The organism is Streptomyces sp. Root1304, from assembly GCF_001426405.1.
Taxonomy (GTDB): Bacteria; Actinomycetota; Actinomycetes; order Streptomycetales; family Streptomycetaceae; genus Streptomyces.
This window is the reverse complement of sequence record NZ_LMEP01000025.1, coordinates 409,554-431,158: the sequence shown is the minus strand read 5'-3', so window position 1 is coordinate 431,158 and position 21,605 is coordinate 409,554. Positions and strand designations below refer to the sequence as shown.

Here is a 21,605-nt window from a genome sequence, read left to right as displayed (position 1 = left end):
GTTACTTGTTCTCCTCGGTACGGGTGACGGCGGACTCGTTGCCGCCCAGAAGCAGGTAGAGGACGGCCATCCGGACGGAGACCCCGTTGGTGACCTGCTCGACGACCGTGCAGCGGTCGGAGTCGGCGACCTCGGCGGTGATCTCCATGCCGCGGACCATCGGGCCGGGGTGCATGACGATGGCGTGCTCGGGCATCCTCGCCATCCGCTCGCCGTCGAGCCCGTACCGGCGCGAGTACTCGCGCTCGGTCGGGAAGAAGGCGGCGTTCATCCGCTCGCGCTGCACACGCAGCATCATCACCGCGTCGGACTTCGGCAGCACGCGGTCGAGGTCGTACGAGATCTCGCAGGGCCAGGTCTCGACGCCGACGGGGACCAGGGTGGGCGGGGCCACCAGGGTGACCTCGGCGCCGAGGGTGTGCAACAGGTCGACGTTGGAGCGGGCGACCCGGCTGTGCAGGACGTCGCCGACGAGCGTGATCCGCTTGCCTTCGAGGTCCCGGCCGAGACCGGTGTCGCGGCCGACCAGGCGGCGGCGCATGGTGAAGGCGTCCAGGAGGGCCTGGGTGGGGTGCTGGTGGGTGCCGTCACCGGCGTTGATGACGGGGGCGTCGATCCAGCCGGAGGTGGCGAGGCGGTACGGGGCGCCGGAGGCGCCGTGCCGGATGACGACCGCGTCGACGCCCATGGCCTCCAGGGTCTGCGCGGTGTCCTTGAGGGACTCGCCCTTGGAGACGCTGGAGCCCTTGGCCGCGAAGTTGATCACGTCGGCGGAGAGGCGCTTCTCGGCCGCCTCGAAGGAGATCCGGGTGCGGGTGGAGTCCTCGAAGAACAGGTTGCAGATGGTCCGGCCGCGCAGCGTCGGCAGCTTCTTGATGGGCCGGTCGGCCACCCGGGCCATCTCCTCGGCGGTGTCGAGGATCAGGACGGCGTCGTCGCGGGTGAGGTCGGCGGCCGAGATGAGGTGACGCATCATCGGGTGTCTCTCCGTGGTGGGGAGGGTGTGAGGGCATGCGGGGGCGCAGCGGTGTGCCCGGGGCCCCGCGGGGGAAGGACCGGTCCGGCTAGGCAGCGGGCCTGGAACCGAGCAGGACGGTGTCGCGGCCGTCCTCCTCGGCGAGCTGGACCTTGACCGTCTCCCGCAACGACGTGGGGAGGTTCTTGCCGACGTAGTCGGCGCGGATCGGAAGCTCGCGGTGGCCGCGGTCGACGAGGACGGCGAGCTGGACCGCGCGCGGGCGGCCGATGTCGCCGAGGGCGTCGAGGGCGGCGCGGATGGTGCGGCCGGAGAAGAGCACGTCGTCGACGAGGACGACGAGACGGCCGTCGACGCCGTCGGCGGGGATCTCGGTGCGGCCGATGGCGCGGGCCGGCTTCAGGCGCAGGTCGTCCCGGTACATGGTGATGTCGAGGGAGCCGACCGGGACCTTGGTGCCGGTGATCGATTCGAGCTTCTCGGCGAGCCGGCGGGCGAGGAAGACGCCGCGGGTGGGAATGCCGAGGAGAACCACGTCGTCCGCGCCCTTGGCGCGCTCGACGATCTCGTGTGCGATGCGGGTCAGGACCCGCGCGATGTCCGGGGCCTCGAGAACGGGCCGTGCCTCATCGCTGTACTGCTGCTGAGTGTCCATGGAAAACGGACCTCCTTCTCCGCCTCACGGGACGGTTCTTAAAGGACGTCGGATTTGCGACGTCAACGATACCAGGGGGCGGACGCGGCACCACCTCGCCCCCCTCGCGCCACTCCGGGCGCCGTCCCCCGGGAGGAGGCGGTATGGACCATTCGGCTTGACGGGAAAGAGTAACGCTGCGTAACCTCACAGTGAGTTACCAGCCGCGCGGCGCAGCCGCATGTCGTCACAGCGTCCGGGAGCGTTATGTCCAGCGAATACGCAAAGCAGCTCGGGGCCAAACTCCGCGCCATCCGCACCCAGCAGGGTCTCTCGCTCCACGGGGTGGAGGAGAAGTCCCAGGGCCGCTGGAAGGCCGTCGTGGTCGGTTCGTACGAGCGCGGCGACCGCGCGGTGACCGTGCAGCGTCTTGCCGAGCTGGCCGATTTCTACGGGGTGCCGGTGCAGGAACTGCTGCCGGGCACGACCCCGGGCGGGGCCGCCGAGCCGCCGCCGAAGCTGGTCCTCGATCTGGAGCGCCTGGCGCACGTGCCGCAGGAGAAGGCCGGCCCGCTCCAGCGCTACGCCGCGACGATCCAGTCGCAGCGCGGCGACTACAACGGCAAGGTGCTGTCGATCCGTCAGGACGACCTGCGCACCCTCGCCGTGATCTACGACCAGTCCCCCTCGGTCCTCACCGAGCAGCTGATCAGCTGGGGCGTCCTCGACGCGGACGCGCGCCGCGCGGTCGCCCACGAGGAGCCCGTGGACGTCATCCGACGTCCACGGGCCCGGCTCTTTTCGTCCCACCCGCCACCACGGGCCACCAGGACGCCGAAGGGGCCCGCAGCACGTGTGCTGCGGGCCCCTTCGGCTGCCGGTGGTGTCCGAGGACTCAGACGTCGGCGTCGCGGCGCAGACGCGGCTTCAGGTCCTTGAAGCGCGCGAGGAGACCGTTGACGAAGGTCGGGGACTCGTCCGTGGAGAACTCCTTGGCGAGCTGGACCGCCTCGTCGATCGCGACCGCGTCCGGCGTGCCGTCCTCCCAGATCAGCTCGTACGCGCCGAGGCGCACGATGTTCCGGTCGGCGACGGGCATCCGGTCGAGGTCCCAGTCCACCGCGTAGGTCGCGATGAGCTCGTCGATCCGCGCCACGTGGGCCGCGTACCCCTCGACCAACTGCATGGTGAAGTCGCTCACCGGCGGCTGACGGTCGTCCGACCGCGCGTGCCGGACCTGGTCCGCGAGAACCTCCTGGACGGAGGCACCACGCTGGTCCGCCTCGAAGAGGATCTGGAAGGCGCGCTTGCGGGCCTTGCTCCGAGCGGCCACGGTTACTTGTTCACCCGGCCGAGGTAGTCGCTGGTGCGGGTGTCGACCTTGACCTTCTCACCGGTGGAGATGAAGAGCGGGACCTGGATCTCGTGGCCCGTCTCCAGGGTGGCGGGCTTGGTGCCACCGGTGGAGCGGTCGCCCTGGACGCCCGGGTCGGTGTGCTTGATGACCAGCTCGACGGCGGCCGGCAGCTCGACGTAGAGCACCTCGCCCTCGTGCTGGGCGACCGAGGCCGTGAAGCCCTCGATGAGGAAGTTGGCGGCGTCGCCGACCGACTTGCGGTCGACCATCAGCTGGTCGTAGGTCTCCTCGTCCATGAAGACGAAGTAGTCGCCGTCCATGTAGGAGAACTGCATGTCGCGGCGGTCGATGGTGGCCGTCTCGACCTTGGTGCCGGCGTTGAACGTCTTGTCGACGACCTTGCCGGAGAGCACGCTCTTCAGCTTGGTGCGCACGAAGGCCGGGCCCTTGCCGGGCTTGACGTGCTGGAACTCGACGACGGACCAGAGCTGGCCTCCGTCGAGCTTGAGCACCATGCCGTTCTTGAGGTCGTTCGTGGAAGCCACGGTTGCGGAATCTCCTGGACTGACGTGGGACCGCGGAGACGCACGCGCCCTACAGCGCGAGCAGCTCCTTGGTCGTGATGGTGAGTAGCTCGGGTCCGCCGTCCGCCTCCTGGCGCACGACGAGCGTGTCATCGATCCGGACCCCGCCCCGTCCCGGGAGGTGAACCCCCGGTTCGACGGTGACCGGCACACAAGCGTCCAGTTTACCCATGGCCGAGGGTGACAGCTGCGGGTCCTCGTCGATTTCGAGCCCCACCCCGTGCCCGGTGAGGGGTACGGCGGTCTCCGAGTACCCCGCCGCCTCCAGGATCTGGCGGGCCGCGCGGTCCACGTCCCGGTACTCGGTGCCCGGTGCCAGCGACTCCCGGCCGGCCCGCTGAGCGGCGAAGACGAGCTCGTACAGCTCGATCTGCCAGTCGGCGGGAGTGGTGCCGATGACGAAGGTGCGGCCGATCTCGCACCGGTAGCCGCGGTAGTCGGCGCCGAGGCCGACGGTGAGGAAATCGCCCTCCTCGACCCGGCGGTCGGTGGGCCGGTGCCCCCGGCGGCCGGAGTGCGGACCGGTGGCCACCGAGGTGGGGAAGGCCGCGCCGTCGGCGCCGTGGTCGACGAGCCGCCGTTCGAGCTCCAGCGCGAGATGGCGTTCGGTCCGTCCGACGAGGATCGACTCCAGGAGTTCGCCGAGCGCCTGGTCGGCGATCTCGGCGGCGATCCGCAGACAGCCGATCTCGTCCTCGTCCTTGACGATCCTGAGCTGTTCGACGGCGCAGGCGAGGTCGGCGAGACGGAGTCCGGGCGCCACGGAGCCCATGGCCCGGTGCCGGGCCACGGTCAGGTCGTGTTCCTCCACGGCCAGGGCGTCGGCGCCCGCCCGGCGGGCGAGGTCGACGGCGGCGACGGCCGGATCTCCCCCGCCGAGGGGCAGGACCTGCCGGCGGAGCAGCTCGTCGAGCCGCCCGTCGGCCGGATCGGCGCCGGGCGCGACCGGGCAGAGCAGCACGTCCGTGTCCGGCTCGGGGCCGACGAGGAGGACGGCACCGGGGGGCGAACCGCCCGCGAGATAGCGGACGTTGGCGGGGCGGGAGACCAGGGCCGCCGGGCTGCCGGCGGCCGCGCAACGATCGCGCAGCCGTACACGGCGGTCCGCATACACCTCTGACATGCTCCGAGCGTACGAGGAGCGCGCCGCGGCGGCCTGTTGTGCGCCGCCGACCGGGCGGGGCCCCGGGGCGGGGCCCGCGGGTCACCAGGTCGGCGGGCTGGCTATCGCGCGGGCGAGGACGTCGTCGAGGACCCGGGCGGTGGTCTCGACGTCGTACGTGGAGTTGTCGATGATCGGCAGCCCGGAGCCGTACCAGCCGGCCATCCGGCCGTGGATGGCGGCGACCTCCTCGTCGGAGAGGCGGCGGTTGCCGCTGCGCTCGGCGTTGCGCTCCAGGACGACCTCCAGGCCGGGCAGGAGCACCACGGGGAGCAGGCCGGGGCCGACATGGCGCTTCCAGCCGCCGAGGCCGACGACGGGGCGGTCGGGGAAGACGGCGTCGTCGACGATGCAGGAGATGCCGTTGGCGAGGAAGTTGCGGGCGGCGAAGCCGCAGGTGCGGCGGGCGAGCCGGTACTGCGCCTCGGAGTGCTCGTTCCACCCGGACTGCGGGTCGGCGAAGCCGGAGCAGACCCACTCGCGGACGTCGTCGAGGCTGATGTGCGCGGTGGGCACGCGGCGGCGCTGCGCCCAGTGCCGGGCGACGGTCGTCTTCCCGGCGCCCGCGGGCCCGATGAGCAGCACGGCGAGGGTGGCGGTGCCGGTGCCCGCGCCGTGCTCCGCCGGGGCCGCGAGCGGCGCGCTCACGGGCGGCAGCGGCACCTGGCCGGTGAGGTCGGCGCGGGGCGAGGGCCCGCCGGAGACGCCCGGGTACTGCGGTCGCGCCGAGGCGCCCCAGCCGGGCGCGCCGGAACCGGCGGGGGGCGGGGCGGCGTGCGGAGGCGGAGCGGCCGGGGGCGGCGCGGCGTGCGGCGGCGGGGCGGCGTGCGGGGGCCGCGCTGCTCCGCCCGGCACGGTGGGATGCACGCCGAGCCGGGGTCCGGCGGACGGCCCCGGGTAGGGCGCGCCCGGCGGGGGCGGCGGTGCGGTGTGAGGCGCGCCGGGGGCACCGACGGCTCCGGCCACGGGTACGGGAGCGGGTCCCGCCGGAACCGGACCGGGTCCGGGTCCCGCGCCAGGGCCCGCGCCGGGCCCCTGGACGGGCTCCTGGCCGCTCGGTCGCTCGGGAGGTGGCAGCGGACCCCCCACTGCGTGCTGCATCCGGTCCCACTCCGTCTCGTACGCCTGATGTATCCGGTGTATCCGGTGCGCCGGAACGTTACCGCCCCGGCCCCCCACAGGGGGAACGGCCGGGGACGCCCCCCGGTGCCCCGGGACGCCGGGGCACCGTGAAAACCGCTGTCAGCCGGTCAGTTCCTCGGCGAGCGCCCGAAGCGCCAGCCGGTAGGAGCCGATCCCGAACCCGGCGACCGTTCCGGTGGCCACGGCCGCGACGACCGAGGTGTGCCGGAACTCCTCCCGGGAGTACGGGTTCGAGATGTGCACCTCGATGAGCGGGGCGGTCCGCTGGGCGGCCGCGTCCCGCATCCCGTACGAGTAGTGCGTGAACGCCCCGGGGTTGATGACCACCGGGATCGAGCCGTCCGCGGCCTCGTGCAGCCAGCGGATCATCTCGCCCTCGTCGTTCGTCTCCCGCACCTCGACGTCGAAGCCCAGCTCGGCGCCGAGCGCGCGGCAGGACTCGACGAGCCCCTTGTACGACGTGGCGCCGTAGATGTCGGGCTCGCGGGAGCCGAGCCGGCCCAGGTTGGGGCCGTTGAGCACCAGCACCGGACGGGGCTCGCTCACGCCGACACCTCGCCGTACGCCGCGATCAGGACCGCCGGGTCGGGGCCCTCGAGGACGGTCGGCTTGCCGATGCCGTCGAGGACGATGAAGCGGAGCAGGTCGCCGCGGGACTTCTTGTCGACCCGCATGGTCTCCAGGAGCTTGGGCCACTGGTCGCCGCGGTAGGTGAGCGGCAGGCCGACGGACTCCAGGATCGCGCGGTGCCGGTCGGCGGTGGCGTCGTCGAGCCGGCCGGCGAGGCGGCCGAGTTCGGCGGCGAAGACCATGCCGACGGAGACGGCGGCGCCGTGGCGCCACTTGTACCGCTCGTTCTTCTCGATGGCGTGGGCGAGGGTGTGGCCGTAGTTGAGGATCTCGCGGCGGCCGGACTCCTTGAGGTCGCCGGAGACGACCTCGGCCTTGACCTTGATCGAGCGGACGAGCAGCTCGGCGGTGTGCGGACCGGCCGGGGTACGGGCGGCCTGCGGGTCCTCCTCGATGAGGTCGAGGATCACCGGGTCGACGATGAAGCCGGCCTTGATGATCTCGGCGAGGCCGCTGACGTAGTCGTGCACCGGCAGCGAGTCCAGCGCGGCGAGGTCGCAGAGGACCCCGGCCGGCGGGTGGAAGGCGCCGACGAGGTTCTTGCCCTCGGCGGTGTTGATGCCGGTCTTGCCGCCGACGGCCGCGTCGACCATGGCGAGGACGGTCGTCGGTACGGCGATCCAGCGCACGCCCCGCAGCCAGGTCGCGGCCACGAAGCCGGCCAGGTCGGTGGTGGCGCCGCCGCCGACGCCCACGATGACGTCGCTGCGGGTGAAGCCGGTCTGGCCCAGCGCCTTCCAGCAGTAGGCGGCGACCTCGACGGTCTTCGCCTCCTCGGCGTTCGGCACCTGGATGGCGACCGCCTCGTACCCCTGGTCGGCGAGGTCGGCGCGGAGCGCCTCGCCGGTGTCGGCGAGCGCCTCGGGGTGGATCACGGCGACCCGCTTGGCCTGGCCGCCGATCAGGGCGGGAAGCTCGCCGAGCAGCTGCCGGCCGACCAGCACCTCGTAGGGGTCGGTCCCCGCGCTGCCCGCCACGTGGATTCGGGTCACGTCCTGGTCCGTCGTCATGCGTCCTTCTTCAGATCCAGTGCGGCGAGGACCGCGTCCGCGACCTCTTCGGGGGTGCGGTCGTCGGTGGTGACGACGGCCCGCGCGACTTCGGTGTACAGGTGGCGGCGCGCCTCCATCAGCTCGCGCCACTGGCGGCGCGGGTTGACGGCGAGCAGCGGCCGGGCGGTGTTGAGGCCGACCCGCCGGACGGCCTCGTCGACGTCCATCGAGAGGTACGCGACGGGCAGTCCGGCGAGCAGGGCTCGGGTGCCGGCGTCGAGGATCGCTCCGCCACCGAGGGAGAGGACTCCCTCGTGCCCGGCGACGGCGGCGGCGACCGCCGCGCGCTCCAGGGCGCGGAAGTGCTCCTCGCCGTCCTCGACGAAGATGTCGGAGATCTCGCGTCCCTCGGCGGCGACGATGTCGGCGTCGGTGTCCCGGTAGGGCGCGCCGAGCCGTTCGGCCAGGAGCGCGCCCACCGTGGACTTGCCGGAGCCCATGGGGCCGACGAGGACGACCAGTGGCCCGGCGCTCACCGGATGCGCAGGTTCTCGAGGTACGAACGCACGTTGCGACGGGTCTCGGGGACGCTGTCGCCGCCGAACTTCTCGACGACCGCGTCCGCGAGGACCAGCGCGACCATGGCCTCGGCGACGATGCCGGCCGCGGGGACGGCGCAGACGTCGGAGCGCTGGTGGTGGGCGGCCGTGGCCTCGCCGGTGGCCACGTCGATGGTGGCCAGGGCGCGGGGGACGGTCGCGATCGGCTTCATCGCGGCGCGGACGCGCAGCAGCTCGCCGGTGGTGAGGCCGCCCTCGGTGCCGCCGGAGCGGCCGGACGTGCGCTTGATGCCGTCCTCGGTGCGGACGATCTCGTCGTGGGCCTTCGAACCGGGCACGCGGGCCAGGTCGAAGCCGTCGCCGACCTCGACGCCCTTGATGGCCTGGATGCCCATGAGGGCGGCCGCGAGCCGGGCGTCGAGCCGCCGGTCCCAGTGGACGTGGGAGCCGAGGCCGACGGGCACGCCGTACGCGAGGACCTCGACGACGCCGCCGAGGGTGTCGCCGTCCTTGTGGGCCTGGTCGATCTCGGCGACCATCGCCTTCGACGCGTCGGCGTCGAGGCAGCGGACCGGGTCGGCGTCGAGCTTCTCGACGTCGGCGGGGGTCGGGTAGACGCCGTACGGCGCCTTGGCGGCGGCCAGTTCGACGACGTGCGAGACGATCTCGATGCCGGCGGCCTCCTTGATGAAGGAGCGGGCGACGGCGCCGAGGGCGACGCGGGCGGCGGTCTCACGGGCGCTGGCGCGCTCCAGGATCGGCCGGGCCTCGTCGAAGCCGTACTTCTGCATGCCGGCGAGGTCGGCGTGGCCGGGGCGGGGCCGGGTCAGGGGGGCGTTGCGGCCCGTCTCCTTGAGCTCCGAGGGGTCGACCGGGTCGGCCGACATGACCTTCTCCCACTTGGGCCACTCGGTGTTGCCGACCATGACGGCGATCGGCGAGCCGAGGGAGAGTCCGTGCCGGACGCCACCGAGGAAGGTGACCTCGTCCTGCTCGAACTTCATCCGGGCGCCACGCCCATAGCCGAGTCGTCGCCGCGCGAGGTGGTCCGCCACCAGCTCAGTGGTGACCGGGACGCCGGCGGGAAGACCCTCCAGCGTCGCGACCAGCGCGGGTCCGTGGGATTCCCCAGCGGTCAGCCAACGCAACCTGCTCAACGATGCTCCTCATGCTCGCGCCTGGGCACTGCGACGACGCGGCCGGGTGCGCGGCCCTGGCCCGCCACCCCGATCCTCCCACGTCCGGACCACCAACCAGGCCGCCGGTCCAGCTGTCGGACGTCCGTCTCGGTCCGATGAGTCCTGAAGACGCCCACGCGAATGCCGCTTGTACGCCCGTCCGTACGCCGTCCACGTGCGGTTCGAATGCCGACCGGACGTCTATCGGGCGGCGAGCGCCCGCTCCCCCGCCGCCCGCATCGCGGCCAGGGGTGCCTTCGGGACGCCCGTCATCTGCTCGACCTGGAGGACGGCCTGGTGGACCAGGAGGTCCAGGCCGCCGACCACCTCGCCCTCGCGGTCGGACCAGGCGGCGGCGAGGGCCGTCGGCCAGGGGTCGTACAGGACGTCGAAGAGGGTGCCGACCGTCTCGGGGACGGCGGCCGCCAGCTCGTCGGTGCTGCCGGCGGGGGTGGTCGCGACCACCAGCGGCGCGGCGAAGGCCTCCGCCGCGTCGTCCCAGTCGGCGGTGCGGACGTCCACACCGAGCCGCTCGCCCCAGCCGCGCATCTCCGCCGCGCGCGCCTCGCTCCGGACGTACGCGGTGACGGGCCCCCCGCAGATCCGGGCGAGCGCGGCGAGCGCGGAGGAGGCCGTGGCCCCGGCGCCGAGGATCGCCGCCGAATCCACCTTCTCGACGCCCCGCTCACGCAGGGCGGCGATCATGCCGGGGATGTCGGTGTTGTCGCCGACCCGGCGGCCGTCCTCGCGGAGGACGACCGTGTTGACCGCCTCCACGGACGCGGCCGTGTCACTGATCTCGTCCAGCAGCGGAATGATCGCCCGCTTCAGCGGCATCGTCAGCGAGAGCCCCGCCCAGCTGTCGTCCAGCTCACCGACGAAGCCTGGAAGCCCCTCTTCGTCAACCTCGAAGCGCTCGTACGACCAGTCATCGAGGCCCAGCTCGGCATACGCGGCCCGGTGCAGGACCGGGGAGAGCGAGTGCGCGATGGGTGATCCCAGCACCGCCGCCCGGCGTGCTGCCGCCATCAGTTCTTCCTCGACTCGTTGAACTTTTCGACCAGCTTCTGGTGCTCGGCGTTGGTCTTCGTGAACTGGGAAGTCTTGCCGTCGATGGAAATGAAGTAGTACCAGCCGTCGTTCGTCGGGTCGACCACGCCCTGCATCGCCTCGGCGCCGGGGTTGCCGATGGGACCGGGCGGCAGACCCTTGACGAAGTACGTGTTGTAGGGGTTGTCGTACTTCCGCAGCTCTTCGAGGGTGAGGTCGAGCTTGCTCTGGTTCTTGATGTAGTTGTACGTCGAGTCGAATTCGAGCCCGCCGTAGGTCTGCGGGTTCGACGGCTTGAGCCGGTTGTAGACAACCTCGGCCATCTTGCGGAAGTCGTCGTGCGACGTTCCCTCCGCCTGAACGAGGCTCGCGATCGTGACGAGCTCCCAGGGGCTTTCGACACCGAGCGATTTCGCCTTGGCTTCCAGGTCGAACTTCCCGTACTCCTGGTTGGCCCGGCCCACCATCTTGCTCAGCACGTCCTCGGGTTTGCTCCCCTTGGCCAGCGGGTAGCTCGCCGGGAAGAGGAAGCCCTCCAGCGGATCCTTCACGTTCTTGTGGTTCTTCGCCCACTCCGGAAGGCCCAAGGTGTTCGCCTTGGCCTTCGCGACGCCCTGCGTCGTGCCCGGGGCGAGGCCGAGCCGCTTGTCGATCTCCCCGTACACCCAGACGTTCCGTCGTCCCTCGGGGATGACGAAGTTCGCCTGGCTCGCCGGATTCAGCATCAGCGTCACCGCGCTCTCCGCCGACATCTCCTTCTTCAGCGTGTACACGCCCGCCTGGATGGAGAGGCCCTTCGGGTTCTTCTGCTGCGCCGAGACGAAGGCGTCGACGCTCTTGACGACGCCGGCCTTCTTGAGGATGTTGCCGATCTGGTAGCCGCCCGAGTCCCTCGGGATCTCGACCTGGACGTCTCCGCTGCCGCCGCCCGCGTAGTCGGGCGCCTCGCCGAACTGGCCCTGCCAGAACTGGTAGCCGAAGTAGCCGATGCCGCCCACGCCGCCCGCCATGACGAGCGCGACGACCAGGCAGGCCACCCCGTTCTTGCCCTTGCGTTTCTTCGCCTTGGTCCGGCGTTCGCGGTCGCCGCCCCGGGAGCCCCGGCCCCGGCCCGGCTCCTCGTCGTAGTCGTCCTCGTCGTCCGGCGCGTCCTGGCCCGTGAAGAAGGGGTGCTTCTCCTCCTCCGGCTCCGGACGTGCCTCTTCCTCCGGCGCCCAGTCGATCACCGGCTCCGGCGGGTTCTGCCGACGGCCGGGGGGCTGGGGCGGCGGGTACGCCTCGGGGGTGCCGTAGAGGTCGGGGTTCTGCCCGCCGTACGGATCGGCCGGGGGCGTGCCGTAGGCCATCGCGGCCTGGCCCGTCTCCCAGTTGCCGTCGTACTGCTGTCCGAGATGTCCGGGCGTGTCGTATCCGCCCTGGTACCCGGCCTGTCCGTACTGCTGCTGCTCGTACGACTGCTGGTACTGCTGCTGGTACTGCGGGTCGACATACCCCTGCGGCTGCTGCTGGTACTGCTGAGCCTGCTGCTGGCCGTGCTGCTGGTACGGGTCTCCCTCGTACCCCTGACCGGCATGACCTGCGTGACCGCCCTGCCCGTACGGGTCCTGGTAGACCTGACCGCCCTGGCCGTACTGGCTCGCCTGCTGCGGGTGCGGGTACTGCTGCTGGCCCTCCCACCCCTGGTCCCCGTACAACGGGTCCCCGGGGTGCCACGGTTCGGAGCCGGGGCTCCGGCCATACTCAGTCATCGATCCCCAAAACAGCCGCGAGGCTTCCGGACGATCCGCCTCTACGTAGTGCGGCAGCTGTTCGAACACCGCCGCATCGCGCGGAACGTTACCGTATCGCGATCAGATGACCACTTCGACGCCCTCACCGGGCGGATTACCTGATACCCGTTCGGACTCAAGAGCGTTCTGAAGGATGATCACAGCGGCGGCCTGGTCGATGACGGACCGCCCCTTCTTCGCCTTCACTCCCGAGGCCCGCAGCCCCTGGGTCGCGGTGACCGTGGTCATCCGCTCGTCGACCAGACGGACGGGGACCGGGGCGATCCCGCGCGCCATCTCCCCCGCGAACGCACGGACCTTGGTCGCGGCCGGGCCCTCCCGCCCGCTGAGCGAGCGGGGCAGGCCCACGACGACCTCGATGGGCTCGTACTCCTCGACGATCTGGCGGAGCCGCCGGTGGGCGGCCGGGACGTCGCGTCCCGGCACGGTCTCCACCGGCGTGGCGAGGACCCCGTCGGGGTCGCACGAGGCGACCCCGATCCGGGCGTCCCCGACGTCCACCGCGATACGGCGTCCGCGACGCATCGTCACGCCGTCTCCACCACGAGGCGCTCGACGGCGGCGATGGCCTCGCCGACGGCCGCCGGGTTCTGGCCGCCGCCCTGGGCGACGTCCGGCTTGCCGCCGCCACCGCCACCGAGGGTCTTGGCGGCCGTGCGGACCAGCTCGCCGGCCTTGAGACCGCGCTCGCGGGCGGCCTCGTTGGTGGCGATGACCGTGAGCGGCTTGCCGTTGACCGTGGTGAACAGGGCCACGACGGCCGGCCGGCCGCCGGAGATGCGCCCGCGCACGTCGAGGACCAGCTTGCGCAGGTCGTCGGCGCCGGTGCCGTCCGGGACCTGACCGGTCACCAGGGCCACACCGCGGACGTCCTGGGCGGAGTCGACGAGCCCGGCGGCGGCCTGGAGGACCTTCTCCGCGCGGAACTTCTCGATCTCCTTCTCGGCGTCCTTCAGCTTGCCGAGCATGGTGGAGATCTTCTCCGGCAGCTCCTCCGGACGTCCCTTGACCAGCTCCTGGAGCTGGGCGACGACCGTGTGCTCCCTGGCGAGGAAGTTGTACGCGTCGACACCGACGAGGGCCTCGATGCGGCGCACGCCGGAGCCGATGGACGACTCGCCGAGCAGCTTCACCAGACCCAGCTGGGCGGTGTTGTGGACGTGCGTGCCGCCGCACAGCTCCTTGGAGAAGTCGCCGATGGTGACGACGCGGACCTTCTCGCCGTACTTCTCGCCGAACTCGGCGATGGCGCCCTGGCGCTTGGCCTCGTCGATCGGCATGACCTCCGCGTGGACCTCCAGCTCGCGCGAGAGGACCTCGTTGATCTTCTGCTCGACGTCGGTGAGGACCGCGCCCGGGACGGCGTTCGGCGAACCGAAGTCGAAGCGGAAGCGACCGGGCTGGTTCTCGGAACCGGCCTGGGCGGCCGTCGGGCCGAGGGCGTCGCGCAGCGCCTGGTGCGTCAGGTGGGTGGCCGAGTGGGCGCGGGCGATGGCCCGGCGGCGGCGCACGTCGATGGCGGCGTAGGCGGTGGCACCCACGGTGACCTCGCCGACCTGCACGGAACCCTTGTGTACGGAGACGCCCGGGACGGGCTGCTGCACGTCACGGATGTCGATGACGGCACCGCTGTGCAGCTTGATCCGGCCCTGGTCGGCGATCTGGCCGCCGCCCTCGGCGTAGAACGGGGTGCGGTCGAGGACGACCTCGACCTCGTCGCCCTCGGAGGCGGCCGGCGACGGGACGCCGTTCACGAGCAGACCGACGACCGTGGTCTCGCCCTCGGTGTTGGTGTAGCCGGTGAACTCGGTGGCGCCGTTGCCGTCGGCGATCTCCCGGTACGCGGTCATGTCGGCGTGACCGGTCTTCTTGGCCTTGGCGTCGGCCTTGGCCCGGTCCCGCTGCTCCTTCATCAGGCGGCGGAAGCCGTCCTCGTCCACGGCGAGGCCCTGTTCGGCGGCCATCTCCAGGGTGAGGTCGATCGGGAAGCCCCAGGTGTCGTGGAGCAGGAAGGCCTTCTCGCCGGCGAGGATCGTGCCGCCGGCGGCCTTGGTCTCGGTCACCGCGGTGTCGAGGATGTTGGTGCCGCCCTTGAGGGCCTTCAGGAAGGCGGCCTCTTCGGCGAGGGCGACGGTCTCGATCCGCTTGCGGTCGGTGACCAGCTCCGGGTACTGCTCGCCCATCGTGTTGATCACGGTGTCGACGAGTTCCTGGACGACCGGACCGGTGGCGCCGAGGAGACGCATGTTGCGGACGGCGCGGCGCATGATGCGGCGCAGCACGTAGCCGCGGCCCTCGTTGCCGGGGGTGACGCCGTCGCCGATGAGCATCACGGAGGTGCGCATGTGGTCGGCGACCACGCGCAGCGAGACGTCGCTGTCGTGGTTCCTGCCGTAGTCGACGCCGGTCAGCTCGGTGGCCTTGTCGATGACGACCTTGAGGGTGTCCGTCTCGTACATGTTCTGGACGCCCTGGAGGATCATCGCCAGGCGCTCCAGGCCGAGGCCCGTGTCGATGTTCTTGGCGGGCAGGTCCCCGAGGATCGGGAAGTCGTCCTTGCCGGAGCCCTCGCCGCGCTCGTACTGCATGAAGACGAGGTTCCAGATCTCGACGTACCGCTCGTCGTTGACGGCCGGGCCGCCCTCGACACCGAACTCGGGGCCGCGGTCGTAGTTGATCTCGGAGCAGGGGCCACAGGGGCCGGGGACGCCCATGGACCAGAAGTTCGGGCCCATGCCGAGGCGCTGGATGCGCTCGGCGGGGACGCCGACGACGTCGCGCCAGATGCGCTCCGCCTCGTCGTCCTGCTCGTAGACGGTGATCCAGAGCTTCTCCGGGTCGAGGGCGTAGCCACCGTGCTCCAGGGAGCTGGTCAGCAGCTCCCAGGCGAGCTTGATGGCGCCTTCCTTGAAGTAGTCGCCGAAGGAGAAGTTGCCGCACATCTGGAAGAACGTGCCGTGGCGGGTGGTCTTGCCGACCTCTTCGATGTCGGGCGTGCGCACGCACTTCTGCACGCTGGAGGCGCGCGAGAACGGCGGCTTGACCTCGCCCAGGAAGTAGGGCTTGAAGGGCACCATGCCGGCGGGGACGAGCAGCAGAGTCGGGTCGTCCGCGATGAGCGACGCCGAAGGGACGACGGTGTGCCCGCGCTCCTCGAAGAAGCTCAGCCAGCGGCGGCGGATTTCAGCCGACTCCATCAGTGGTCCTCATTCCGGTTGTACGAGATCGTGGGGATTGAATGCGTGGTCGGGTGCGAGGTGGGGCCGAGTGCGGCCCTGCGGCGCGGCTCCGGGAGCTCCCGGCCCTGGGCGGGGCCCGGGTCGACGGGTGCGTCGAGGCCCAGCGCCTCCTCCAGTTCGGCTTCCCGCTGGACCATGCCCGCCCTCACGTCGAGGGCGAAGTCCTTGAGCCGGTGACCGGTCTCGACGGCCTTGTTCGCCGCCTGGGCCGCGAGGCTCTCGGGGGTCAGCTGCTTGAGCTTCCGGTTGACCTTGGTGGTGGCCCACACGCCGGCGGCTGCGCCGGCCGTGAACCAGAACGTGCGGCGGAACATCGCGGTTCAGCCCTTCTGCTTCCGGCGTCGCGAGGACGGCACGGTACGGCCGACGATGACAGTACGTCGCGCGGAGGCCCTCGGCGCGTCCTCGCCGTCCCGCTCCCGGCCGAGCGCCTTGCGCACGCCGTAGCCGAAGGCGGCGACCTTGACGAGGGGGCCGCCGAAGGTGGAGGCGACGGTGGAGGAGAGCGCGGAGGCGTTGGAGGTGACCTCCTGGACGTCCGTGGCGATGGCGTCGACCCGGTCGAGCTGGGTCTGTGCCGAGCGCACGGTCGCGGAGGCGTCGGCCAGCAGGGGGACGGCCTGTTCGGTCACGTCCGCCACCAGCTTGGTGGTCGCCCTGAGCGTCTGCGCCAGCCTCACCAGCACCACGGCGAGGAAGGAGACCAGGATCGCCCAGAAGACGGCCACCAGGATCCCGGCAACCTCTCCACCGGTCACTCTGCACCGCTCTCTGCTGTCGTTGGGCCCTTGCGAAAAGTCGTCTCCCGACCCTATCGCGCCACGGCCGCCATGCCGTACCGCATTACCGCCCGTGGGACGGGAGTTACGGGAACCGATTGTACGGAGCGCGTCCGGGTGGGTACGCTCCGTGTCCCATGCGACGGAGCAATCTCCCGGCGGAGCTGAACCGGTTCGTCGGACGGGCCGCCGAACGGGCCGCCCTGACGGCGCTCCTCGACACATCCCGCCTGGTCACGGTCGTGGGCGTGGGGGGCGTCGGCAAGACCCGGCTTGCCCTGGCCACCGCCCGAGAAGCGCAGAAACGCTACGGCGACGGGGTCCGGCTGGCCGGTCTCGCGCCCCTGCGCGACCCCGAGCTGATCGAGCACGCCCTGGTCGAGGCGTTCGGCCTGACCGACCACACCCCGCGCGCGCCGCGCGAGGTGCTCCTCGACCATCTCGCGGAGCGGCGGACGCTGCTGGTCGTGGACGGTTTCGAGCACGTGGTGGAGCCCTGCGCGGAGCTGGTCCGCGAGCTGCTCGAACACGCTCCCGGGCTGACCGTCCTGGCGGTCGGCCGCCGGCCGCTGCGGGTGGCGGGCGAGGCGGTGTTCCCGCTGGCGCCGCTGGCCGAGGAGGACGCGGTGGCGCTGCTCGCGGAGCGGGCGTCGGAGGCGGGGGCCCCGGCGCTGCCGGGCGCCGGACCCGTCGCCGGGCAGGCGCCGTTCGCCGCCGGGGCGGAGGCCGTACGCGAGGTGTGCCGACGGCTCGACGGGATTCCGCTGGCCCTCGAACTGGCGGCCGGGCGGCTGCCCCTCCTCTCCGTCGAGCAGCTGCTGCACCGGCTCGACGACCGGTTCCGGCTGCTCACGGACGGGGTGCGCGGGGCACTCCCCCGCCATCGGACGCTGCGGACGGCGATCGGCTGGAGCCATGAGCTGTGCACCCCGGAGGAGCGGCTGCTCTGGGCGCGCCTCTCGGTGTTCCCGGGCCCCTTCGACCTGGAGGCGGTGGAGTACGTGTGCGGCGGCCCGGAGCTGCCGCCCGAACGGGTCCTCGACCTGCTCGGGGGGCTGCTCGCGCAGTCGCTGCTGACCCGGGAGGACACCCGGGTCGGCCCCGCGTACCGGATGCTCGACACCGTCGGCGCGTACGGGGCGGAGTGGCTCGCGGCGCTCGGCGACACGGAGCGGATGCGGCGGCGGCACCGTGACTGGTACATGGGCCTGGCGACCTGGTGCGAGCTGGAGTGGTTCAGTCCGCGTCAGGCCGAGGTGGCCGTCCGTACGGAGGCGGCGCTCCCCCATCTGCGGGCGGCCCTCGACCTGTGTCTGGAACTCCCGGAGGACGCGCACCTCGCCCAGCACCTGGCGGGCACGCTCTGGTTCGCGTGGGTGGGCTGCGGACGGCTCTCGGAGGGTCGGCACTGGCTGGAGCGGGCGCTCGCGCTGGAGTCCGGGCACGAGGAGGCGCGACTGAAGGCGCTCTGGGTGCTGGGGTACACGACCGTGCTCCAGGGGGACGGTACGGCGGCGGTGGCGGCGCTCCACGAGTGCGGGGAGCGGGCTCGGTCCTCGGGGAACGCCCTCGCGGAGGCGTACGCGACGCACCGGCTGGGCTGTCTGGCGCTGCTCACGGACGATCTGCCGCGCGCCGAGGAGCTGATCGGCCGGGCGCTCGTCGCCTACCGGGAACTGGGCGAGCTGAACAGCAACGTGCTGATGGGGCAGATCGAGGTGGCGCTCGCGCGGGCCTTCCGGGGCGACCTGGAGGCGGCGGTCGCGCTGTGCCGGGAGGTCCGGGAGATCTGCGAGGAGCGGGGCGAGCTGTGGAGCCGGGCGTACGCCCTCTACGTCCTGGGGTACGCGGCGTGGACGCGGGGCGCGTACGGGGAGGCGCGGGAGCTGCTCACCGAGAGCGTCCTGATCAACCACACCTTCCGTGACCTGGTCGGTCTGGTGCTGGCGGTCGAACTGCTGGCGCTGGTGACGGCGTACGAGGACGATCCGGCGGAGGCGGCGGTCCTGCAGGGGGCGGCGGTGCCGATGTGGGACACGGTGGGCGTCCGGCTCTTCGGTTCGGCGGCGTTCGACGGGCCGCGGACGCTGTGCGAGCAGCGGGCGACGGAGGCTCTGGGGGCCGCGGCGTACGGCGTCGCGTTCCGGGAGGGCCAGGGCCTTTCGGCGGCGGAGGCGGTGGAGCGGGCGCTCGCGGCCGGCCGAGGCCCGGGCCTCGGCGGTCCGGTGGAGTCGTCCGCCCCGCGTCCCTTCCGTACGGCGAGGGCGGCGGTGCTCCCGGGAACGCGGAAGCCCGCCGGCTCCCCCACCGGTAAGGGCGGGGAAGCGGCGGGCTGAACACCGCGTGGGCGGTACTACTGCCGTGCTGGGATCAGCGGGCGTAGTACTCGACGACCAGCTGCTCGTCGCAGATGACCGGGATTTCCTTGCGGTTCGGGTCGCGGTCGAGGCGGAAGGCCAGGGCCTTCAGGTTGACCTGCAGGTAGCGCGGGGTCTCGCCGTCGGCGGCGAAGCCACCCTCGCGGGCCATCTCGAACAGCGGCTTGGTGCGGCTGCGCTCGCGGACCATCACGACGTCGTCGGGACGGACGCGGAACGACGGCTTGTCGACCTTGCCACCGTTGACCTGGATGTGGCCGTGGACGACCATCTGGCGGGCCTGGTAGATGGTGCGGGCGATGCCCGAACGCAGGACCAGGGCGTCGAGGCGACGCTCGAGCTCGACGACCAGCGCCTCGCCCGTCTTGCCCTCGGCCTTCTTGGCACGGTCGTAGGCGCGGGCCATCTGGCGCTCGCTGATGTCGTACTGGGCGCGCAGACGCTGCTTCTCGAGCAGACGGACCTTGTAGTCCGAGTTCTGCTTGCGGCCACGGCCGTGCTCGCCCGGCGGGTAGGGGCGGGCCTCGAAGTACTTGACGGCCTTCGGGGTCAGCGCGATGCCGAGGGCACGCGACTTCTTGACCTTGGGACGGGACTGGTTCGGCATGAACCAACCTCTCTATCTGAACGAAACGGCTTCACCAGGGTTAGGGGAGGTCGCATCCGCAGCCGGGAAACCTTCCGGGTCCGTACGGGACGGACCTGTCGGGCAGCCGCTCCCAGGTCTGGGCACATACGTGCAGCACGCGAACGACCCATCGCCGGTCCCGGGAATCCGGGGGGTGATGGGTGGCACGCGACACCTTCGAAGGTGCGCGACGCTCCTGGAAACCCCGCCCGAGGGCCGGGTCTCCGGCTGACTGTCCCGTTCTGGTGGTGCCGACCGGGGCCGGGCACGGGACGCAGCAATCCGGACCAGTGTACCGGGTCCGGAGGGCACCCTCGCACCGGGTCCGGCCGCCCCCGGAACACGCGCTCTACTCGTCGCCCTTCAGGCGCGCCCTGACCCGCTCCACCACGTCCGCGTACCGCGCCTCCGCGCCGTAGCGGGTGGGTGCGTAGTACTGCTTGCCGTGGACGGTGTCCGGTGCGTACTGCTGGGCCGCGATGCCGCCCGGCACGTCGTGCGGGTACACGTACCCCTGGGCGTGGCCGAGCTTGGCCGCGCCCTTGTAGTGGCCGTCGCGCAGATGCGGCGGGACCGAGCCCGCGAGGCCGCCCCGCACGTCCGCGAGGGCGGCGCCGATCGCGGTCGTCGCCGCGTTCGACTTGGGGGCCAGGGCCAGGGCGATGGTCGCGTGGCTCAGGGTCAGCGCCGCCTCCGGGAAGCCGATCATGGCGACGGCCTGGGCGGCGGCGACCGCGATCGGCAGGGCGTTCGGGTCGGCGAGGCCGATGTCCTCGCTCGCGGAGATCATCAGCCGCCGGGCGATGAAGCGCGGGTCCTCCCCCGCCTCGATCATCCGCGCCAGGTAGTGCAGGGCCGCGTCCACGTCCGAACCGCGGATCGACTTGATGAGCGCGCTGGCCACGTCGTAGTGCTGGTCGCCGTCCCGGTCGTACTTCACGGCCGCGCGGTCGACGGTCTCCTCGACCGTCGAGAGGGTGATCTCCGGCTCGCCCTTGGCGATGGCCGCGCCCGCCGCGGCCTCCAGGGCGGTCAGGGCCCGCCGGGCGTCGCCGCCCGCCACGCGGAGCAGGTGCGCCTCGGCGTCCGGCGGCAGGGTCACCGCACCGCCGAGCCCCCGCTCGCCGGTGAGCGCCCGGGCCATCAGGCCGCGCAGGTCGTCGTCGGTCAGCGGCTCCAGGGTGAGGAGCAGCGAGCGGGAGAGGAGCGGGGAGATGACCGAGAAGTACGGGTTCTCGGTGGTGGCGGCGATGAGCGTCACCCAGCGGTTCTCGACGGCGGGCAGCAGCGAGTCCTGCTGGGCCTTGGAGAAGCGGTGGATCTCGTCGAGGAAGAGGACGGTCTCCTTGCCGTAGCCGCCGACCGCGCGCCGCGCCCCCTCGATGACGGCGCGGACCTCCTTGACGCCGGCGGTGATGGCCGACAGCTCCACGAACCGCTTGTCGGTCGCCTTGGAGACCACGTACGCCAGGGTGGTCTTGCCGATGCCCGGCGGCCCCCAGAGGATCACGGAGGAGGCGCCGGCCGGGCCGCCGTCGCCGTCCCCCACGAGCCGGCGCAGCGGCGATCCGGGCTTGAGCAGGTGCTGCTGGCCCACCACCTCGTCGAGGGTGCGCGGGCGCATCCGGACGGCCAGCGGGCTGCCGGCGGGGTCCTTCTCCTGGCGGTCTTCGGCTGCTGCGGTAAAGAGGTCGGGCTCCACAGTCATGAAGCCTAAGTCAGGGCACTGACAGTGCCGCCACCGCTCAGCTCGTCCAGAAGTCCCACCAGCGGGTCAGGATCAGCATCCCGATGATCCCGATGTGCAGGACGGGCAGGATCCAGGTGAACTCGTCGAAGAAGGTCCTGAGGCCGGCGGGGGCGGGGATGACGCCCTTGCGGACGTTGTGCGAGGTCACGTACCAGAACATGACGATGGTGGCGACCCAGGCCAGGCAGCACCACAGGCAGAGCGAGTTGATCTCGTACAGCGACTCGTACATCAGCCAGGTGCAGAAGCCGACGCCGAACAGGGTGCCGGCGTTGAGGCCCAGCCAGTACCAGCGGCGGTAGCGGGCGCCGGCGAGCAGGCCCACGCCGATCGCGATCACCATGGCGTAGGTGACGAGGCCGAGCATCGGGTTCGGGAAGCCGAAGACCGAGGCCTGCTCGCTCTTCATGATGTTGCCGCAGGAGACCACCGGGTTGAGGCTGCACCCGGGGGTGAAGTTGGGGTCCTCCAGCAGCTTGAACTTGTCGATCGTGATGATCCAGGCGGCGAGCACCCCGGCCGCTCCGGTGATCACGAGCAGCCAGGCGAAGGCCTTGCTCGCCCCGATCGTGCCGGCGCCGTTCCCGCCGGACGCGGCCTCGTCCACCGCTGCCTTCGTCATGTCGCCTTTTCCCTCGCTCGCGAGCCGTTTGGGCATGGTCATTCTGCCGTACGGGGGACGGCGGCCACCGTTCGCGGGAGATAAGTGAGGACCGCGTAAGGACCACGCGAAGGGGCCCGGTCCACACGCGCGTGTGGACCGGGCCCCTTCGAT

Annotated in this window: 20 protein-coding genes and 1 pseudogene; 2 read left to right on the top strand and 19 right to left on the bottom strand. The window is 71.8% G+C overall.

The genetic code is table 11. From position 1 onward, the window contains the following. Position 1: 1 nt before the first annotated feature. Both ASD33_RS28625 and pyrR read right to left on the bottom strand, forming a co-directional pair. Positions 2-976, bottom strand: a complete 975-nt coding sequence (locus ASD33_RS28625) for an aspartate carbamoyltransferase catalytic subunit (RefSeq protein WP_056566777.1) — start codon at positions 974-976, stop codon at positions 2-4. Between the two features lie 88 nt (positions 977-1,064). Continuing rightward, positions 1,065-1,631 carry a bifunctional pyr operon transcriptional regulator/uracil phosphoribosyltransferase PyrR gene (gene pyrR / locus ASD33_RS28620; protein WP_056566774.1) on the bottom strand — a complete coding sequence of 189 codons (567 nt, stop codon included), beginning with the start codon at positions 1,629-1,631 and terminating at the stop codon, positions 1,065-1,067. A gap of 246 nt (positions 1,632-1,877) precedes the next feature. On the opposite strand from pyrR, the pseudogene ASD33_RS28615 reads away from it, so the two are divergent. After that, positions 1,878-2,378: pseudogene (locus tag ASD33_RS28615) on the top strand (transcriptional regulator); the annotation flags it as partial. Positions 2,379-2,505: 127 nt separating this feature from the next. Here the strand turns inward: ASD33_RS28615 and nusB are convergent. The 14 genes from nusB to ASD33_RS28545 all read right to left on the bottom strand — a co-directional run bounded on the left by nusB (position 2,506) and on the right by ASD33_RS28545 (position 16,053). Further along, positions 2,506-2,943 carry a transcription antitermination factor NusB gene (gene nusB / locus ASD33_RS28610; protein WP_056566771.1) on the bottom strand — a complete coding sequence of 146 codons (438 nt, stop codon included), beginning with the start codon at positions 2,941-2,943 and terminating at the stop codon, positions 2,506-2,508. A 2-nt stretch (positions 2,944-2,945) separates the two neighbouring features. Continuing rightward, positions 2,946-3,512, bottom strand: a complete 567-nt coding sequence (gene efp / locus ASD33_RS28605) for an elongation factor P (RefSeq protein ID WP_056566768.1) — start codon at positions 3,510-3,512, stop codon at positions 2,946-2,948. A gap of 49 nt (positions 3,513-3,561) precedes the next feature. Further along, positions 3,562-4,674, bottom strand: coding sequence for an aminopeptidase P family protein (locus ASD33_RS28600; protein WP_056566765.1), 1,113 nt, complete (start codon positions 4,672-4,674; stop codon positions 3,562-3,564). Between the two features lie 81 nt (positions 4,675-4,755). After that, positions 4,756-5,814 (bottom strand): AAA family ATPase, encoded by a 1,059-nt coding sequence (locus ASD33_RS28595; RefSeq protein WP_199863604.1) that lies wholly within the window; start codon positions 5,812-5,814, stop codon positions 4,756-4,758. A gap of 141 nt (positions 5,815-5,955) precedes the next feature. Further along, positions 5,956-6,402 (bottom strand): type II 3-dehydroquinate dehydratase, encoded by a 447-nt coding sequence (aroQ, locus tag ASD33_RS28590; RefSeq protein ID WP_056566762.1) that lies wholly within the window; start codon positions 6,400-6,402, stop codon positions 5,956-5,958. Then, complete coding sequence (gene aroB, locus ASD33_RS28585; RefSeq protein WP_056566758.1) at positions 6,399-7,496, bottom strand: 3-dehydroquinate synthase; 1,098 nt, start codon at positions 7,494-7,496, stop codon at positions 6,399-6,401. The genes aroQ and aroB overlap by 4 nt, the downstream gene beginning before the upstream one ends. Continuing rightward, complete coding sequence (locus ASD33_RS28580) at positions 7,493-8,014, bottom strand: shikimate kinase (RefSeq protein ID WP_056566755.1); 522 nt, start codon at positions 8,012-8,014, stop codon at positions 7,493-7,495. The genes aroB and ASD33_RS28580 overlap by 4 nt, the downstream gene beginning before the upstream one ends. Then, on the bottom strand, positions 8,011-9,195 hold the full coding sequence (gene aroC / locus ASD33_RS28575; protein WP_056566753.1) for a chorismate synthase: 1,185 nt from the start codon (positions 9,193-9,195) through the stop codon (positions 8,011-8,013). Before aroC ends, ASD33_RS28580 begins: the two co-directional genes overlap by 4 nt. Positions 9,196-9,417: 222 nt before the next feature. Continuing rightward, positions 9,418-10,245, bottom strand: coding sequence for a shikimate dehydrogenase (locus ASD33_RS28570; RefSeq protein ID WP_056566750.1), 828 nt, complete (start codon positions 10,243-10,245; stop codon positions 9,418-9,420). Then, a complete protein-coding gene (gene mltG, locus ASD33_RS28565; protein ID WP_056566747.1) occupies positions 10,245-12,014 on the bottom strand; it encodes an endolytic transglycosylase MltG in 1,770 nt (589 codons plus the stop codon). The genes ASD33_RS28570 and mltG overlap by 1 nt, the downstream gene beginning before the upstream one ends. Positions 12,015-12,116: 102 nt before the next feature. Next, the gene (gene ruvX / locus ASD33_RS28560; RefSeq protein ID WP_056566744.1) at positions 12,117-12,581 is read right to left on the bottom strand and encodes a Holliday junction resolvase RuvX; all 465 of its coding nucleotides are present in this window, start codon (positions 12,579-12,581) and stop codon (positions 12,117-12,119) included. Positions 12,582-12,583: 2 nt separating this feature from the next. Continuing rightward, positions 12,584-15,253 (bottom strand): alanine--tRNA ligase, encoded by a 2,670-nt coding sequence (gene alaS / locus ASD33_RS28555; RefSeq protein WP_056566741.1) that lies wholly within the window; start codon positions 15,251-15,253, stop codon positions 12,584-12,586. Next, the gene (locus tag ASD33_RS28550) at positions 15,253-15,609 is read right to left on the bottom strand and encodes a DUF6167 family protein (RefSeq protein ID WP_056566738.1); all 357 of its coding nucleotides are present in this window, start codon (positions 15,607-15,609) and stop codon (positions 15,253-15,255) included. The genes alaS and ASD33_RS28550 overlap by 1 nt, the downstream gene beginning before the upstream one ends. Before the next feature lie 6 nt (positions 15,610-15,615). Further along, entirely contained in the window at positions 15,616-16,053 is a 438-nt protein-coding gene (locus ASD33_RS28545; protein ID WP_056566735.1) for a DUF948 domain-containing protein, read from the bottom strand. Positions 16,054-16,211: 158 nt separating this feature from the next. On the opposite strand from ASD33_RS28545, the gene ASD33_RS28540 reads away from it, so the two are divergent. Then, positions 16,212-18,410 (top strand): AAA family ATPase, encoded by a 2,199-nt coding sequence (locus ASD33_RS28540; RefSeq protein WP_056566732.1) that lies wholly within the window; start codon positions 16,212-16,214, stop codon positions 18,408-18,410. 34 nt (positions 18,411-18,444) lie between these two features. Here the strand turns inward: ASD33_RS28540 and rpsD are convergent, their stop codons facing one another. From rpsD to ASD33_RS28525, 3 genes are all read right to left on the bottom strand, one after another. After that, a complete protein-coding gene (gene rpsD, locus ASD33_RS28535) occupies positions 18,445-19,059 on the bottom strand; it encodes a 30S ribosomal protein S4 (RefSeq protein ID WP_015032311.1) in 615 nt (204 codons plus the stop codon). 370 nt (positions 19,060-19,429) lie between these two features. Then, complete coding sequence (locus tag ASD33_RS28530) at positions 19,430-20,782, bottom strand: replication-associated recombination protein A (RefSeq protein WP_056566728.1); 1,353 nt, start codon at positions 20,780-20,782, stop codon at positions 19,430-19,432. Between the two features lie 43 nt (positions 20,783-20,825). Next, positions 20,826-21,452, bottom strand: coding sequence for a vitamin K epoxide reductase family protein (locus ASD33_RS28525; RefSeq protein WP_056566725.1), 627 nt, complete (start codon positions 21,450-21,452; stop codon positions 20,826-20,828). Between the last annotated feature and the right edge of the window lie 153 nt (positions 21,453-21,605).

What these genes read in the sequence shown, in the direction of transcription:
- ASD33_RS28625 (WP_056566777.1), bottom strand. Translation starts at nt 976, where the DNA reads ATGATGCGTCACCTCATCTCGGCCGCCGACCTCACCCGCGACGACGCC.
- pyrR (WP_056566774.1), bottom strand. Translation starts at nt 1,631, where the DNA reads ATGGACACTCAGCAGCAGTACAGCGATGAGGCACGGCCCGTTCTCGAG.
- ASD33_RS28600 (WP_056566765.1), bottom strand. Translation starts at nt 4,674, where the DNA reads ATGTCAGAGGTGTATGCGGACCGCCGTGTACGGCTGCGCGATCGTTGC.
- ASD33_RS28595 (WP_199863604.1), bottom strand. Translation starts at nt 5,814, where the DNA reads ATGCAGCACGCAGTGGGGGGTCCGCTGCCACCTCCCGAGCGACCGAGC.
- aroB (WP_056566758.1), bottom strand. Translation starts at nt 7,496, where the DNA reads ATGACGACGGACCAGGACGTGACCCGAATCCACGTGGCGGGCAGCGCG.
- ASD33_RS28570 (WP_056566750.1), bottom strand. Translation starts at nt 10,245, where the DNA reads ATGGCGGCAGCACGCCGGGCGGCGGTGCTGGGATCACCCATCGCGCAC.
- mltG (WP_056566747.1), bottom strand. Translation starts at nt 12,014, where the DNA reads ATGACTGAGTATGGCCGGAGCCCCGGCTCCGAACCGTGGCACCCCGGG.
- ruvX (WP_056566744.1), bottom strand. Translation starts at nt 12,581, where the DNA reads ATGCGTCGCGGACGCCGTATCGCGGTGGACGTCGGGGACGCCCGGATC.
- alaS (WP_056566741.1), bottom strand. Translation starts at nt 15,253, where the DNA reads ATGGAGTCGGCTGAAATCCGCCGCCGCTGGCTGAGCTTCTTCGAGGAG.
- ASD33_RS28550 (WP_056566738.1), bottom strand. Translation starts at nt 15,609, where the DNA reads ATGTTCCGCCGCACGTTCTGGTTCACGGCCGGCGCAGCCGCCGGCGTG.
- ASD33_RS28540 (WP_056566732.1), top strand. Translation starts at nt 16,212, where the DNA reads ATGCGACGGAGCAATCTCCCGGCGGAGCTGAACCGGTTCGTCGGACGG.
- rpsD (WP_015032311.1), bottom strand. Translation starts at nt 19,059, where the DNA reads ATGCCGAACCAGTCCCGTCCCAAGGTCAAGAAGTCGCGTGCCCTCGGC.
- ASD33_RS28525 (WP_056566725.1), bottom strand. Translation starts at nt 21,452, where the DNA reads ATGACGAAGGCAGCGGTGGACGAGGCCGCGTCCGGCGGGAACGGCGCC.